Origin of the sequence: Pedobacter heparinus DSM 2366, from assembly GCF_000023825.1 — a bacterium.
Lineage (GTDB): Bacteria > Bacteroidota > Bacteroidia > Sphingobacteriales > Sphingobacteriaceae > Pedobacter > Pedobacter heparinus.
In genome coordinates this window covers 4,368,013-4,383,302 of record NC_013061.1, presented here as the reverse complement: position 1 = coordinate 4,383,302, position 15,290 = coordinate 4,368,013, and the positions used below count along the sequence as shown (strand labels likewise).

Here is a 15,290-nt window from a genome sequence, read left to right as displayed (position 1 = left end):
TCTTTAAGAAAAAATTATGAAAACGATCCTGATCCCAACAGATTTTAATGCCTCAACGTTGAAGTGTATCCCGCAAGTTTGTTCAAATATGAAGGGAACACCTGTAAATATTGTTTTTGTTCATTTATTCAGGCTTTCCGATTCTATCACCGACCTGCTCATGCTCAGCAGGCGATCGAGGGAGTTTGAATATGTGAGCGCAGATTTTCATAAAGGATGCCATGAATTGAAAAGGCAGTTGCCGGAAATCAAATCTTTTAGCATTGAATTTTTTTATGGGACTACACTCAGTATGTTCAGAAATTTTCTTGAGGCAAATGAGGTAGACTACATATTGCATCCCGACTTCTGTTCGTGTGAAAAGCTGAATAAAACCAGTATTGATCCTTCAGCGCTGATTGCCAAATGTGGTCTCCCGGTTTTAACTCTGTTAAAAAAATGCGAAGACTCCTTTGCTCAATCTGTACAGGTGCAGGAAGAAGAAAGCCTGATGGTTGTTTAGTTTGATACCCCTTAAATCTTATGACATGTTACTAAAAGAAAATATACCGGTAAAATATATCTTTGGAAAGATTGGTAAGGAAATGCTGATCGTTGCGCTATACGCTGCCTTAATCACCATGTTATACAGCAATTTTCACATTACCAGAATTTCCATACCTATTGCAGTGCCCACTATTCTGGGTACTGTAATTTCATTGCTGCTGGCTTTTAAATCCAACCAGGCATACGATCGCTGGTGGGAAGCCCGTACCATCTGGGGTGCAGTCGTAAATGATTCCAGATCGCTGACAAGGCAGTTGCTTACCTTTGTCGACAATCCATATAGTGCCGAAGATGAGAAAGTCTTTTGCGAACGTCTTGCAAAAAGACAGATTGCCTGGTGCTACGCCCTTAGCCGGCACCTGCGCAAACAAGATCCACTGGAAGAGCTTGGCCGGCTCATTAGTAATGATGATCTGGAGTATGTAAAAAACTATACCAACGTACCCCTGGCACTGCTGGAGCTGCAGGGCAGCGATTTGCGCAATGCCTATAAGCTGGGCTGGATAAATGAATACCAGCAGGTACAGATGGATAAGACGCTTACGGCCTTTTCTAATCAAATGGGCGGTTGCGAACGCATAAAGAATACAATTTTTCCGGTGACGTATAGTGTTTATATTCATTTCTCCATCATCCTCTTCATCATGTTGCTGCCCTTCGGATTGATAGAGTTTTTCAGCTTTGCGACAGTTCCACTGGTTATTGCCATCGCCTGTTCTTTTTTTCTGATCGAAAAAATGGCCATTCATTTACAGGACCCTTTTGAGAATAAACCAACAGATACACCTACAACCACCATTTGCCGGACTATTGAAAGGGACATTAAACAGATGCTCAAAGAAAATTACAGGCAGGAAGAAAAGCTGACAGGCTTGCATCTTACCAAGGCAAAAATGTATTATATCCTTTAGCAAAGAAGGTATTAGCGCATCATTTGAAGGTAAAAACTGTATACCTTTCCTGCTAACCCTTTGATACTACATGCAAGTGCCGTACCTTTGTATCATAAAGAAGAAATTAACAAAGCATTTAAAGATATGTATCCAGAATATTTAGTAGAACCCATGCGTGCAGAGCTTACTAATGTAGGTTTTCAGGAATTAAAAACAGCCGCCGATGTGGACAGTGCAATCAGCGCAGAAGGAACTGTATTTGTAGTGGTAAACTCTGTTTGTGGCTGCGCTGCAGCTAATGCACGCCCGGCAGCAAAAATTGCTGCGGCCAATGCAAAACATCCTGATAAACTGGTAACGGTTTTTGCAGGAATGGAAAAAGAAGCGGTTGATAAAGCAAGGAGCTATATGATGCCTTTCCCACCTTCATCACCTGCTATGGCCTTGTTTAAAGATGGTAAACTGGTCCACATGATCGAGCGTCATCAGATTGAAGGCCGTCCGGCCCAAATGATTGCTGATAGCCTGATCGGTGCATTTGATCAGTATTGCTAGTTAAACTGTAAAGAAATAAAAAACGGGATGCAATGGTAAATTGCATCCCGTTTTTTATTTCCTTATCTTTAATAGGTATGTCGTGAACACCATTAAGCATGAACTTTAAAATAAACAGCAACCGCATATTGTTCCATGGCCCTGCAGGTGGCGAAAAAAAACAAACCGTTGCCTTATTGGGAAAAGAACTGGGTAGGGAAGTCCATCAGGTAGAGCTGTCAAAAGTAATCTCCAAATACATTGGCGAAACAGAAAAGAACCTTAAACGTCTTTTTGCTGAGGCAGAAGAGAAAGGCTGGATCCTGTTTTTCGATGAGGCCGATGCCTTATTTGGTAAGCGTACAGAGATAAAGGATGCCCATGACAAGTATGCCAACCAGGAAGTGTCCTGTCTTTTACAGCTAATGGACACACATAAAGGAATGGTCATCCTTGCTACAAAGAAAAAAAGCAATATTGATACTGCCTTTGTCAGAAGATTCAATTCCGTACTGAAGTTTTAGCCCCGCTAATTTTTCCTTGATAATAAAGTAAGCTATGGAATGTGAAAAAATAAAAAAAAGGCAGTATCTGCCTATGGCCTTAATTGCATGAAACAACATGGATATAATAGTTGGCTAAATACCAACAGGTCATTGATTGGTGTTCATCCTAGACGATATAGTTGGAGAATTTTTAATAAATTATGCCATTATGGATAAAATAAAAATAGGCATCATTTTACTCTTATTTTCCTCTTGTGCAGAAACGCATGGATATAAAAGTGCTCATCATCATCTAATATTTGTCTATAATAAGCGAATTACTGTTGATTTCACATCAAAGGTAGTAAAAGCAACCTATGGCGAATGGAACTATACAGATACGTTGAAAATGTCCAAAAATGAAGAACAGCAAATTATCAAGTCTTTCGATGATAACAGATTAGATGAAATGCGTGGAACGGCCATATATGCTTCCGAGCATAGAATAATGCCTGCCAGAGACTTGCGTATAAAACTTTTCTATGATAAAAAAAAATTATTAGAAATAACTGTTGATGAGGATTACTCAAAGGGGATTTTTGCATTTGGACAAGAGTATAGAGCCGTTACATTTAGAAATGTGGTTCTTAAAATGCTAAAGAATAATGCAGAATTTAAAAAGGCTATTGCTGCTTTGGATAAATATTTCAGCGATAATCATCTTTTTGATATTTGAATTTATTAAATAGATCTTTATATGAGGTTAAAGATACCCCAAGGTCCTAGACCCTGGGAAATCCTACATGATTCATTATCTTAACCCAACAATCAGATTTAAATGAGAAGATTATTAGCCCTTTTTTTAGTACTTATATTATTTAGTTGTACGCAAAGGAATCCAAGCAAGAATTATTATTATCTATCAGAATATGATGCATTAGATGTTGGCTATCCCTATGGGTCAATTGTCTATAAATCGACTAAAGAGTATCACTATCAAAAAGTAGTCGTGTTTTCAGATGTTTTAATGTATAAGTCTGATAGTCGTTATATTTTGATGGAGCAGCGACCTAATAGAAAATTAATGGATAAAAACATTAAGGATGATTTGAGCTTCTGGAGCAACTACTATGTGGAGAATAAAAAAGATACTGTAATTAACGTATTTGGTGATAAGATGTCAATTAAACATATTAATAACTTGCTTACAACGCTTAGCGAAGATAATTTACAGCGTGTAAGCGATAGCATAGTGAAAAACAACGCTTCGCTCAAAAGCATCTTTAAAAATAAATTAAACTATTATTTAATTGATAAAAAGAGTGACTCTTTGTATGGTCCAATGAACAAAGATGAACTTTCGAAAATTAGGGCAAGGAAAGGTGTAACGATAACTTGGCCTTAGACCAAGTTTATATTCACATTTTTAATAATTAATTATGAAATACTTTTTGTTCATATATGGTTTGATTAGTTTATCTGGTTGTGCTTACCAACCTTTACTAAAAAGTAATATTAAAACTGTCCATATTCTATTTAAAGATAACCAAGAAAATTACAGTTACAAATTATATGATGATTCAGTCGTTAAATGGGATAAGAGGAATATTGGTATTAAACGGGCCCTGAGTAATAACAGAAACAGACTTCCATTGCTAAAAAAAGAAGATCCGGATTATTTGGCGCATTTTTTTATAAACAAAAAAAACCATAAATACATGCCTATAAAGGTTCTGCCATTAAAAGAGTTTGGCTACATAGAAATGAATTCTAGTAAGGTTATTTTTTACGGTATTATGCGCGACGCATTGATTGACCTTACAAACGACAGGGTATATTATTAATAGCTCTCAAAATGAACAACGGATTTATGATACAAGTATTAACATTCTTCGTAGGAATGTTGATGCTAAGTAAAACATCTGCTCAATCTATCAAAGGCACTCAGATACTTTTTTGGCAATTTTAAAAATCTTTGTTCAGCAATTTCTCCAGCTCTCCAAAAGAAACATTCATCCGTACCCGTCCCTGCTTGGCATAGGCAATCTCACCGGTCTCCTCAGAGATGATCACCGCAACAGCATCCGTAGTTTCCGATACGCCAATACCGGCCCTGTGCCTTAAGCCAAACTGTGGTGGCAATTTATCATTGTCCGTCAGTGGTAAAATACAGCTGGCACTTTTAATCTTATTTTCGGCAATCACCACCGCCCCATCATGCAGCGGGCTGTATTTCTGAAAAATGCTTTCCAGTAAGCGTTTGGAAATTTTAGAATCTATAATTTCGCAGCTATTCGCAAAAAGCTGGTCATCATAAAATTTAACAAAAACGATCAGCGCACCCGTTCTTGATTTTTTCATGCTTTTGCAGGCATCAATAACAGGCTTAATCCTGATCAGGTTGTTTTGTTCTATATTCTTACTGCCAAAGAGATAACCCCACCAGGCCTTATTCTGCTGTAAAAACGTGTTTTTACCAATAAGGAGCAGGAAACGCCTGATCTCGGGCTGAAAAATGATGATCAGTGCAATGATCCCTACACTCATAAACTGATTAATAATGCTCGACAGCAGGTTCATGTGCAGGGCATCTACCACCCAGTGGATCACCAGGATAATCACCATACCCAATAAAAGATTTACAGCAAGTGTATTTTTGATCAGGTTATAGATATAATAAATGATCAGCGCGACAAGAATAATGTCTACCGCATCGGTAAAAGATACCTTCAGAAAATCGAAATCCAAGCTTTTCATTTATGCCAAGTTAGGAATTTTAACCATATTATTGTTCCAGTGTTTTATGAACAAGGGCAATGCATTCGGCAGCAGCTTTTACATCATGCACCCTTAAAATGTTAGCCCCCTTTAGTAAGGCCATGGTATTTAATACTGTTGTCCCGTTTAAGGCCCCTTCAGGCCCTTCGCCCAGAAATTTATAGATCATAGATTTTCTGGAAAGCCCGGCCAATACTGGTAGTTCAAAAATATCCAGTTCCTGCAGCCTTTGCATTACAAGGTAATTCTGGTCAAGGGTTTTTGCAAAACCGAAGCCCGGATCAAGAATGATGTCTTTAACACCCAACTTTTTAAGCCGGGATACCTTATCTGAAAAATAATCCAGCATTTCCGGCATCAGGTGCTGATAAGAGGTATTTTGCTGCATGGTTTTCGGGGTACCCCGCATGTGCATGATAATGTAAGGTACGCCCAGCTCTGCCACCGTTTCAAACATGGCTTCATCCATACTACCGGCCGATATGTCGTTAATGAGGTGGGCGCCAGCTTCAATTGCGGCTTTTGCAACCTCTGCCCGGAAAGTGTCGATAGAAAGCAATGCTTCCGGAAAGGCTGCGGCAATGGCTTCAACAGCGGCGACTACTTTTTCCTTTTCTTCCTGTGCAGGCACATCAGCGGCCCCTGGCCTGGAAGAATAAGCCCCAATGTCAATAAACTGCCCGCCCTCTTTCAGAATAATTTCAGCGCGCTCCAAAGCCTGCTCTACTGTAGCTGTGCGGCTCTTGCTGTAAAAGGAATCTGTTGTAAGATTCAGGATGCCCATTACAGCCGGAGGTCTTAGATCGACCAGTTTACCCCCCAGGTTTAGTGTTGTCTTTCGGTTTAAAAATGTATCTTTAGCCATTGTTTCCATGCAAACTTAGATAAAAAAATGCTTGTGTAGGAAAATAGGATTGAACTAAATATTATTATTGTTTTGGCAACAAATACAGCTCAGGAATTTGATTCGGTAATAGCGGTTTGTAAATCGCTCTTTTTAAAAAAAACTAAAGACTACGGTACAGCCTGGCGCATTTTACGCCCGGCCTCTATAACAGACCAGATCTTTATCAAAGCCCAGCGCATCCGTACTCTGGAAGAAAAAAAGATCTCTAAAGTAGGGGAGGACATTGGCTCAGAATATATCGGTATCATCAATTATTGTATCATCGCAATGATGCAGCTGGAACTGGATGAAAATGCCCCGTTTGAACTGGAACTTCCAGTGGTAGAGGCCTCCTACAACCAAAAGGTAGAAGAAACCAAGGCCCTGATGTTCAACAAAAATCACGATTATGGCGAGGCCTGGCGTGACATGCGCATCAGCTCCTTAACCGATCTGATTCTGATGAAGATCCTGAGAGTAAAGCAGATTGAAGACAATATGGGGTATACACTGGCCTCTGAAGGGGTAAATGCCAATTACCAGGACATGTTAAACTATTCTGTTTTTGCACTGATAAAACTGGGGGTTCGATAATGAGGAAAATTGCATTTAACATTTCGAAAATTATTGTTGGTGTCCTTTTCATCTTTTCAGGACTCATTAAGGCAAATGATCCCCTGGGCTTTGGCTATAAGTTACAGGAATACTTTGATGTGTTCCATATGTCCTTTCTGGGAGGCATGGCAACCGGTATAGCTATTTTGCTTTGCGTATTGGAAATTGTACTGGGGGCCTTGCTGCTGTTGGGTTTCTGGGCTAAAAAGGTAACTGCAGGTTTATTGGCCATCATCATCTTTTTTACCTTTTTAACCTTTGTATCTGCAGCCTTTAAAGTCGTAACTTCCTGCGGATGTTTTGGTGATGCCATCCCTTTAACCCCATGGCAGTCCTTTTCCAAAGACCTCGTTTTACTGGTACTGATCATTTACCTGTTCGTTAACCGCAACCTGATCCAGCCCATAGTGGCGGACCCTAAAGTGCAGCAGATACTGCTTGCTGTTGTACTGCTTGCCTCTACCGGCTTTGGTATCTTTACCTACAGTACCTTACCGGTTTTAGATTTTCTGCCATACAAAATAGGGGCAAACATCCCTGAACTGATGAAGATCCCTGAAGGGGCCAAAGGCGACGAATATGCCATCATGTACAATATGCACAATAAAAAGACAGGGGAGAAGAAAGTGATGAGTGATAAAGATTACCTGAAAACCGAGATATGGAAGGACGAGAACTGGGAAATTACAGGCGATCCAGATAAAGTACTGGTAAAAAAAGGCTACGAACCTAAGATAAAAGATCTGCAGATCAGCGATGCCTCCGGAACGGATTATACCAAAGAGCTGATAGAGAACCCCTATTATAACTTCATCATTGTGGCCTATAACCTGAACGAAACCAACGACAGGGCCATAGCCGAATTCAACGCCCTGGCCCTGAATGCTGCTGAACAGTACAACATCAGAACGGTATTGCTAACTTCCAGTTCTGCCAGTGATGCCGCAGTTTTCAGCAAGCAGATGAAGTTGTTTGCCGAGGTTTTTTATGCCGATGCGGTACCCTTAAAAAGTATGGTCAGGTCTAACCCGGGCGTATTGCTGCTAAAAAATGGTGTGGTCATTAACAAATGGCATTACCATACTATGCCCTCTTTTGATAAATTAGCTGAAAAATATTTTAACAAATAATTATGCTGCGCTACGCTGTCAAAAAGTTCTTATATGGAGTAGCGGTAATGGCTGGTGTAATAGTGGTGGTCTTTGTGCTGTTTAATATCCTGCCAGGTGATCCGGCACGGATGACAATGGGCCAGCGGTCGGATGTTTCCTCGCTGGAAGCAGTGCGAAAGGAATTCGGACTGGATAAGTCGAAGCCTGTACAGTTTTTTCTTTACCTGAACGACCTTTCACCCATCGGCCTGCATGAAAATACCCCTGAAGCGAAAGAGAAATACCACTACGTTAAACTGATTGGTTTTGGAGATGAGGTACTGGCCCTGAAATGGCCTTACCTGCGCCGTTCATATCAGACCAAAAGGGATGTGACCACCATTTTGTCCGAAACCGTACCCAATACCTTTATCCTGGCCCTCACTGCCATGATCTTTGCTACCCTGGTCGGCGTGTTCCTGGGCGTGCTTTCTGCGGTGCACAAAGATACCTGGATTGATAAGGCCGCCAATTCGTTTGCCATACTGGGCATTTCGGCACCTTCTTTTTTTGCGGGGATCATCATTGCCTGGCTGTTCGGCTTTGTGCTTAGCAATTATACAGGTTTAAATATGTCTGGCAGTCTGTACAGTTATGATCCTTTTAAAGGTGAGGTCATGACCTGGAAAAACCTTTGGCTCCCAATGCTCACCTTGGGTTTAAGGCCACTGGCCATTATTGTACAGTTAACCCGCAGTGCCATGCTGGATGTACTGGCGCAGGACTATATCCGTACGGCCAGGGCAAAAGGCCTGAGCCGTAATGCGATCATTTATAAGCATGCCTTAAAAAATGCTTTGAACCCTGTTATTACAGCCATATCAGGCTGGTTTGCTTCCTTACTGGCAGGATCTTTTTTTGTAGAATATATCTTCGGGTATAATGGCTTGGGGCGTACTACGGTAAATGCACTGGAAATGTCCGACTTCCCGGTGGTCATGGGTTCTATTCTTTTTATTGCCCTGGTGTTTGTAATAATTAATATTTTAGTGGATGTATTGTATGCCTTTGTAGATCCAAGGGTAAAACTGGCGTAAATGATGAAGATATTTCTGATTGGCTTTATGGGCTGCGGTAAAAGCACAATGGGTAAAAAACTGGCAGTAAAACTTGGGTACGACTTTGTTGATCTGGACCAGCAGATAGAAAAAAATATAGGTAAAACTATTGGCGCTTATTTTTCTGAACATGGCGAAGCGGCTTTCAGAAAACTGGAAAGTGATACCCTGAAGCATTTTGATTACCCTGCAAACGTGGTTATTGCCACCGGAGGCGGTGCGCCATGCTTTTTTGACAATATGGACTGGATGAATGCCAACGGTTTAACCATGTATATTGAAATGCCCCCTGCTGCGCTGGCCAAACGCCTGGAAAGCGGTAAAGAAAAAAGACCGCTGTTACGCGATCTTAATGAAGCCCAGATGATTGAGTTTATTGAAAACAGATTAGCTGAACGCGACGTTTTTTACAAACGCGCTGCCCTGGTTATAGATGGCATTAACCTCAATGCAGATGCAATGAGGGCCCTCATATTAAGTCAGGAATAAAGCTTATCTGTAAATATTAGGTCTCTTTTTCATGGCCTGATCAACAGAAAAGGGACCCGAGCCAATTACCCAGAACAATACCAGCAAGAGCAATACAATAATGGATAACCAAAGCTCACTGTTAAGGGCCGAAAAGCCCTGGGCCAGGTTCACAAAAAGTACAGCACAAAGTAAAATAGGGATCTGGATCACTGCTGCAAAGCGTGTAAGCAGGCCAATGGCAATTAAAAGGCCGCCAACCAGGTGCACAAAGCCAACAATATGAATGGCCACGCTCCACATCATGCCCGAAAAACCAAATGTATTATTTTGCAGCAGCATGTCCTGTAGCGAATTGGTATTGCTCACAATGGCAATGCCCTTACTAAAAATAAGTATGCCCAATACAATACGGATCACGTCAAGCCATTTGGCATGATGGACATCGCCCCAACGCTCAATTTTTTGAATAACTGTCATACAGATTGTCTTCTTTTTAATGAAGCCCTCTATTAAAGCTAGCAAAAACCGTGCAGAATATCAATAGTAGTTTATGCACATCTGCAGGCTTATAGCAGCTGCCAGGATAAGTCCGATTGCTTTTGCAGGATAGACGAAAATTCAGTCCGGGGTGGCAAATTCAGGTAGGGGTAGGTAACTTTAGATAAATACAGCCCTTGTGGATGTGCCGGGGTAATCAGTTCGGGCGTTTGGTTGTAAATAAGGTAATGTTCAAATTCATCCACACTCAATACCCCACGCCCAATCTTCAACAGCTGTCCCATAATGATCCGGATCATTTTACTCAAAAAACGGTTCGAAGAGATCTGGAAGCGGAGTTTGTCGCCATTTTCATCTACAGCAAGACTGGCCGACATCACATTGCACAGGGTATGTTCATATTTATCCGGACTGGTACAGAAGGCCCTGAAATCTTTGTATTTCGGTAATATCGCCGCCGCCTGTTTCATTTTATCAAAGTCCAGCTTATCCAGCAGGTAAAATGAGCTGAGGCCATTTAAAAAGGGATCTTTATAGGTATGGATAAAATAATCGTACGAGCGCAATACAGCATCAAAACGGGCATGCTGCAAACCATCCATCTGGATAACCTCAAAAATGGCAATTCCCGCAGGCAGCAGCTTGTTCATCCTGAACACAAGATCAAAATCCCAGTCCTGCTCCACATCCATATGGAAGAAAAACTGGCTTGCATGTACATGCGCATCCGTGCGCCCGCATCCGATGATAAATACAGGGGTTTTTAATACCTTGCTAAGCGCATTTTCTATCACACCCTGCACGTTCATCACCCCAGGCTGTTTTTGCCAGCCATTGTATTTTAAGCCATTGTAACCGATGTGTACGAAGTACCTCAATTTCTATAATCTTTATTTTTTACCTGCTCTTTTGTTCAGCTCCTCTATTGGCATGTTCATCATCCTGCCTACCTGGTTTTTCCCCCTGTAAGTGATCACCTTTAACATGGTCGCATCTTTTGGCGGTGTCAATTTCTCTGTGTACTTAGGATAAAAGCGGTCAGGAAAAGAATTGTCAAAGCTGTAATAAATGTCCAGACCCTCTACTTCCGTGCTCAGCTCTATCTGGAGCTGCCTGTCTGCCGATCTGCTGACCTTAAATATCGGGTCATATACACTTGGTGCATACTTGGTTTCGGCCACATCCAGTCGCTTGAAATGCTGTTCCACACGGCCAAAGAAATTGGTCCAGTTCTTTTTGGCGGCTGGCGACCATACCGATTCGGCAATGGCCATGCCCCTTGGCCAGGTCATGTATTCGGCCTGACGAATGTTATATACCTGTTCCGTCCATAAGTTTGCCTGTCCGCCTTTAATGTATTTAGGGTCTACATCTGCCGGTACCGGATCAAACTCGTAAGACTTGCTTAAACGCAATGAAGCATACACCCTGGGTTCGGTAATGGCATCGGCCTGCATATAATCCAGGTAAGCAAAAGTGCTTGGACTCATCACTACTTCATGTTTCTTTTTTGCGGCTTCGGTTCCGTATTTCATGCCCCGCCAGCTCATCACAGCAGCGCTGGATGGCAGATCGCCATCTAAAATCTCATCCCAGCCAATAAATTTCTTGCCCTTTGCTTCTACAATTTTCTGTACGCGTTTTTCAAAGTAACCCTGTACCTGATGCATATCTTTTAATCCTTCTTTCTGCATCAGTGCTTTAACGGAGTCGTTTTTCTCCCAGAAATTGAAAGGGGCCTCATCACCGCCCATATGGATATAGTCGAACGGAAATAACGCTGCCACCTGTGTAATTATGGTATCCAGAAAGCTGTATACTTTTTCATTGGCCGGACAAAGTGTGTTGTCTACCAGGGCAATCGGAGGGGCACCTCTAGACCAGTCCATGATCCTTTCTCCTGAACGTACACGGTAATTTTCAGCACCTGGTGTACAGGAAAGCTCCGGATAGGAACTCACTGCTGCCAAACTGTGGCCAGGTACATCTATTTCGGGTAAAATATTTACGAACCTTGCTTTGGCATAAGCCACCAGCTCCCTGATGTCGTCCTGGGTATAAAAACCGCCATAGTTACGCGGCTCATCTGCCACAGGGGGGATGAAGTTTCCAAACTCACCCACTTTTTTTACATTCCATGCCCCAACTTCAGTTAATTTAGGCAGGCCTTTAATTTCTATTCTCCAGCCTTCATCATCAGTCAGGTGCAAATGCAGTACATTGTATTTGTAGCGTACCATCGCATCAATGTATTGTTTTACCTCTTCTTTGGTAAAAAAATGACGGGCAACATCAAACATCAGTCCCCGCCAGCCTACACGCGGATAGTCTGTGATTTCAACACAAGGGGCTTTCCATTCTATATCTTCCACCTTTTCCTTGCTTTCTATGGCCGCAGGAAAAAGCTGCAACAGTGTTTGTACACCATAAAAAAGTCCGGCTGGTTTATTGGCCCTGATGGTAATGTGATTGGGTGTAACCTGCAAATGGTATCCTTCTGCAGCCAGTGTATGGTCAGCTTTATCGTTGATGAGCAGTTTAATGCTGGCCGATGGTGTAGTTTTGCTCACTGCCGAAACATAACTGCCTGTTGCGGCAGAAAGCCGCTCTTCCAGAAAGGCAAGCACCTGCTTGTTTTCCGGCACATCGGCACATTGTATGGTTACATTGGCAGGTAAAATAAAATAGCCTTCCTGTTTAACTATGGCCACCGGTTCTGGTATAATGGCTATCTCCGGAGGGCTGTTCAATATACTGGCGGTTTCAGCAGATAAAGCAGGAGCAGGGGAAACGGAAGTCTGACCTGTAACGGTGTAGCTTACTAAACAAAAGCAGCATAAGGCAATGATGTTCTTCATTTAATCAGTTAATAGGTTCTAATTCTGGAAAAGGTTGCAATTTACCAATTACTTTAAAGCATCCAATACTTTAAAGAGTTTACGGTTGATGCCCGACCCTGAATAATTGTTGATATTGATGACAATGATGTATTTATTGCCGGCCCCATTTGTATAATAGCCTGCAAAGGCTGATACATCGTTAATGGTGCCGCTTTTAATTTTCATTCCGTTATATTCCGGAAAGGCCTTGTAGTAATCGCTAAACCAGGAGGCCGTCTGGGCCATAAATAAAATGCTGCCCATAGCTGCGGCGGTTACACGGTTTGCAGGAGACAGGCCACTGCCATCGATGATGTTCAGCGCATTTCTGTCGATGCCCTTATCTGCCCAGAAGTTAATTTCAGCCTTAGCCCCTTCAGTAGTTTTAGCCATTTTTCCTGATTTTAATGCCAGTGTTTTCAATAGTGTTTCTCCATACAGGTTGATGCTTTTCTTCAGGAACCAGAATACAATTTCACTTAAGGGTGGAGAGCTGATGCTGCTTAAGTTCTTTGTAATTCCCGGTAGTTCTTCACCGTTTAGCGCCATCATACGTGTACTTGTTGCAGGTTTTGCTGTACTGATCCCCAATCTTTTCAGGGTATCCTGTAAACGGTAGGCGCAGTCGAAGGCCGGGTCGGGAAGCGCCGCAGAGATCCCATTTTTACCGATCCCCATGCCCCAGCTACCTCTCAGATAACCAATATTGCTGTAAGGCGGCAGAAAAGCATAAGCATTGTCGCCAGTACCTGAAGCCCCCGTTTTGAGCTCGTTCACCAGCTTTAAATAAGGCATTTCCGGAACAGTACGTAAAAGCTTTACCGCTGTATTTATACCCTGTCCGGGCTGCAGATGAATGTCAAACTGATTTTCACGCCAGGCCAGTCCGGAAGTTCCGGCACCATAATAATTGCCAATGTCCTGCCAGGTCCAGCCTTCAGGAGTGGTCTGTGTTCCAAAAATACGGTCATCACCAATCACCATTCCTTCAATCCGCTTTATACCTGCTGCACTAATGGCATTCACCCATTGGTCTAGCACCGCCTTTTCTTTGTTCTGATAACGGGCCGAACCCAGGGTCGGATCTCCACTTCCTGTAATCACCAGGTTCCCCTTTAACGTACCGTCGGGAGTCAGCTGCCCTGTGTAACCCAGTGTGGTCTGAAACTGAAAATCTTTTCCAAGGATATTGAATGCGGTTGCTGCAGTAATGGTTTTTAAGGTAGAGGCCGTGGCCAGGCCAATATTTTCATTTCTGCCAAATAAGGTTTTTCCTGTATTGGCATCCAGCACCAGCAGGGAAGTTGAGGCATACCTGGTCTGAGGATTGGCCAGAAAATCATTAAAGGCCCTTTCCAGCTTTTGAACCGGTGTCTGGGCCCAGGTAATACTGCTGATCAGCAGCAATAACAGGCTTAGTGGTGTTTTAAACATAGGATTAAAAAAATAGGGTGTCCAAAAAAAATCCGGACACCCTTATTAACGTTTACAAAAGAAAAATTATATCAGTTCTTCTTTTACCAGGTATTCCGCAATCTGAACAGCATTTGTTGCAGCACCTTTACGCAGGTTATCTGCTACAATCCACATATTCAATGTATTTGGTAACGATTCATCCCTTCTTATCCTGCCTACAAATACTTCATCTTTCTCATGTGCATCTTTAGGCATCGGGTATTTCAGGTTTGCCGGGTCGTCTACCAAAATCACCCCTTCAGTATTGGCCAGCAGGTCTTTTACTTCAGCAACATCAAAATCATGCTCAAACTCTATGTTTACCGATTCAGAGTGCCCTCCCATTACCGGGATACGTACTGTAGTTGCCGTAACCCTGATGCTGTTATCGCCCATAATTTTCTGGGTTTCCAGGATCATTTTCATTTCCTCTTTGGTATAGCCGTTATCCTGGAAAACATCAATCTGAGGGATTACGTTTAAATCAATAGGATAGGCATAAGCCATAGGGCCATCTGTAATACCTTTACGCTCGTTCATCAGCTGGTCAACAGCTTTAACACCTGTTCCGGTAACGGATTGGTAGGTAGAAACGACTACGCGTTTGATCTTATATTTATCATGAAGTGGCTTTAAGGCCACTACCATTTGGATAGTTGAACAGTTAGGATTGGCAATGATCTTGTCGTCGGCCGACAAAACATTGGCATTTACTTCAGGTACGATCAGCTTTTTCGACGGATCCATGCGCCATGCAGATGAATTGTCGATCACTGTAGTACCTACCGCAGCAAAACGAGGGGCTTCAGCCAATGAAGTGCTGCCACCTGCAGAAAACAACGCAATATCAGGTCTCATCGAAATCGCAGTATCCATGTTTACAACAGCGTACTGCTTACCCTTGAACGTGATTTGCTTACCAACGCTCTTTTCAGAAGCTACAGGGATCAATTCAGTTAACGGGAAGTTACGCTCTTCTAATACTTTTAACATTACGGTGCCTACCAGACCGGTAGCACCAACTACTGCAATTTTCATGTT

Annotated in this window: 18 protein-coding genes; 11 read left to right on the top strand and 7 right to left on the bottom strand. The window is 42.2% G+C overall.

What is annotated here, in order from left to right:
* Positions 1-16: 16 nt before the first annotated feature.
* The 7 genes from PHEP_RS18315 to PHEP_RS18285 all read left to right on the top strand — a co-directional run bounded on the left by PHEP_RS18315 (position 17) and on the right by PHEP_RS18285 (position 4,302).
* The gene (locus tag PHEP_RS18315; RefSeq protein WP_015809471.1) at positions 17-502 is read left to right on the top strand and encodes a hypothetical protein; all 486 of its coding nucleotides are present in this window, start codon (positions 17-19) and stop codon (positions 500-502) included.
* A gap of 25 nt (positions 503-527) precedes the next feature.
* The gene (locus tag PHEP_RS18310; RefSeq protein ID WP_015809470.1) at positions 528-1,457 is read left to right on the top strand and encodes a bestrophin family protein; all 930 of its coding nucleotides are present in this window, start codon (positions 528-530) and stop codon (positions 1,455-1,457) included.
* 126 nt (positions 1,458-1,583) lie between these two features.
* On the top strand, positions 1,584-1,994 hold the full coding sequence (locus PHEP_RS18305; RefSeq protein WP_015809469.1) for a BrxA/BrxB family bacilliredoxin: 411 nt from the start codon (positions 1,584-1,586) through the stop codon (positions 1,992-1,994).
* A 98-nt stretch (positions 1,995-2,092) separates the two neighbouring features.
* A complete protein-coding gene (locus PHEP_RS18300; protein WP_015809468.1) occupies positions 2,093-2,497 on the top strand; it encodes an ATP-binding protein in 405 nt (134 codons plus the stop codon).
* 190 nt (positions 2,498-2,687) lie between these two features.
* Positions 2,688-3,194: a hypothetical protein gene (locus PHEP_RS18295; RefSeq protein ID WP_015809467.1), complete on the top strand. Its 507-nt coding sequence runs from the start codon at positions 2,688-2,690 to the stop codon at positions 3,192-3,194.
* 102 nt (positions 3,195-3,296) lie between these two features.
* On the top strand, positions 3,297-3,863 hold the full coding sequence (locus PHEP_RS22105; protein WP_015809466.1) for a hypothetical protein: 567 nt from the start codon (positions 3,297-3,299) through the stop codon (positions 3,861-3,863).
* A gap of 34 nt (positions 3,864-3,897) precedes the next feature.
* Positions 3,898-4,302 (top strand): hypothetical protein, encoded by a 405-nt coding sequence (locus PHEP_RS18285; protein ID WP_015809465.1) that lies wholly within the window; start codon positions 3,898-3,900, stop codon positions 4,300-4,302.
* A 121-nt stretch (positions 4,303-4,423) separates the two neighbouring features.
* On the opposite strand, the gene cdaA is transcribed toward PHEP_RS18285, so the two are convergent.
* Entirely contained in the window at positions 4,424-5,215 is a 792-nt protein-coding gene (cdaA, locus tag PHEP_RS18280) for a diadenylate cyclase CdaA (protein WP_015809464.1), read from the bottom strand.
* 28 nt (positions 5,216-5,243) lie between these two features.
* Positions 5,244-6,101, bottom strand: coding sequence for a dihydropteroate synthase (gene folP, locus PHEP_RS18275; RefSeq protein WP_143715774.1), 858 nt, complete (start codon positions 6,099-6,101; stop codon positions 5,244-5,246).
* Between the two features lie 72 nt (positions 6,102-6,173).
* On the opposite strand from folP, the gene PHEP_RS18270 reads away from it, so the two are divergent.
* Genes PHEP_RS18270 through PHEP_RS18255 form a run of 4 tightly spaced genes read left to right on the top strand, consistent with a single transcriptional unit; the run spans position 6,174 to position 9,435 of the window.
* Complete coding sequence (locus PHEP_RS18270) at positions 6,174-6,716, top strand: DUF1599 domain-containing protein (protein ID WP_015809462.1); 543 nt, start codon at positions 6,174-6,176, stop codon at positions 6,714-6,716.
* Positions 6,716-7,867 (top strand): BT_3928 family protein, encoded by a 1,152-nt coding sequence (locus PHEP_RS18265; protein ID WP_015809461.1) that lies wholly within the window; start codon positions 6,716-6,718, stop codon positions 7,865-7,867. Before PHEP_RS18270 ends, PHEP_RS18265 begins: the two co-directional genes overlap by 1 nt.
* A gap of 2 nt (positions 7,868-7,869) precedes the next feature.
* Positions 7,870-8,925 (top strand): ABC transporter permease, encoded by a 1,056-nt coding sequence (locus PHEP_RS18260; RefSeq protein WP_015809460.1) that lies wholly within the window; start codon positions 7,870-7,872, stop codon positions 8,923-8,925.
* On the top strand, positions 8,926-9,435 hold the full coding sequence (locus PHEP_RS18255; RefSeq protein WP_015809459.1) for a shikimate kinase: 510 nt from the start codon (positions 8,926-8,928) through the stop codon (positions 9,433-9,435).
* A gap of 3 nt (positions 9,436-9,438) precedes the next feature.
* Here PHEP_RS18255 and PHEP_RS18250 read toward each other — a convergent pair whose 3' ends face one another.
* The 5 genes from PHEP_RS18250 to PHEP_RS18230 all read right to left on the bottom strand — a co-directional run bounded on the left by PHEP_RS18250 (position 9,439) and on the right by PHEP_RS18230 (position 15,287).
* On the bottom strand, positions 9,439-9,894 hold the full coding sequence (locus tag PHEP_RS18250; protein ID WP_015809458.1) for a DoxX family protein: 456 nt from the start codon (positions 9,892-9,894) through the stop codon (positions 9,439-9,441).
* Positions 9,895-9,983: 89 nt separating this feature from the next.
* A complete protein-coding gene (truA, locus tag PHEP_RS18245) occupies positions 9,984-10,793 on the bottom strand; it encodes a tRNA pseudouridine(38-40) synthase TruA (RefSeq protein ID WP_015809457.1) in 810 nt (269 codons plus the stop codon).
* A gap of 12 nt (positions 10,794-10,805) precedes the next feature.
* Positions 10,806-12,773 carry a beta-N-acetylhexosaminidase gene (locus PHEP_RS18240; protein WP_015809456.1) on the bottom strand — a complete coding sequence of 656 codons (1,968 nt, stop codon included), beginning with the start codon at positions 12,771-12,773 and terminating at the stop codon, positions 10,806-10,808.
* Between the two features lie 48 nt (positions 12,774-12,821).
* The gene (gene dacB / locus PHEP_RS18235) at positions 12,822-14,228 is read right to left on the bottom strand and encodes a D-alanyl-D-alanine carboxypeptidase/D-alanyl-D-alanine endopeptidase (protein ID WP_015809455.1); all 1,407 of its coding nucleotides are present in this window, start codon (positions 14,226-14,228) and stop codon (positions 12,822-12,824) included.
* A 66-nt stretch (positions 14,229-14,294) separates the two neighbouring features.
* A complete protein-coding gene (locus tag PHEP_RS18230) occupies positions 14,295-15,287 on the bottom strand; it encodes an aspartate-semialdehyde dehydrogenase (RefSeq protein WP_015809454.1) in 993 nt (330 codons plus the stop codon).
* Positions 15,288-15,290: the final 3 nt, after the last annotated feature.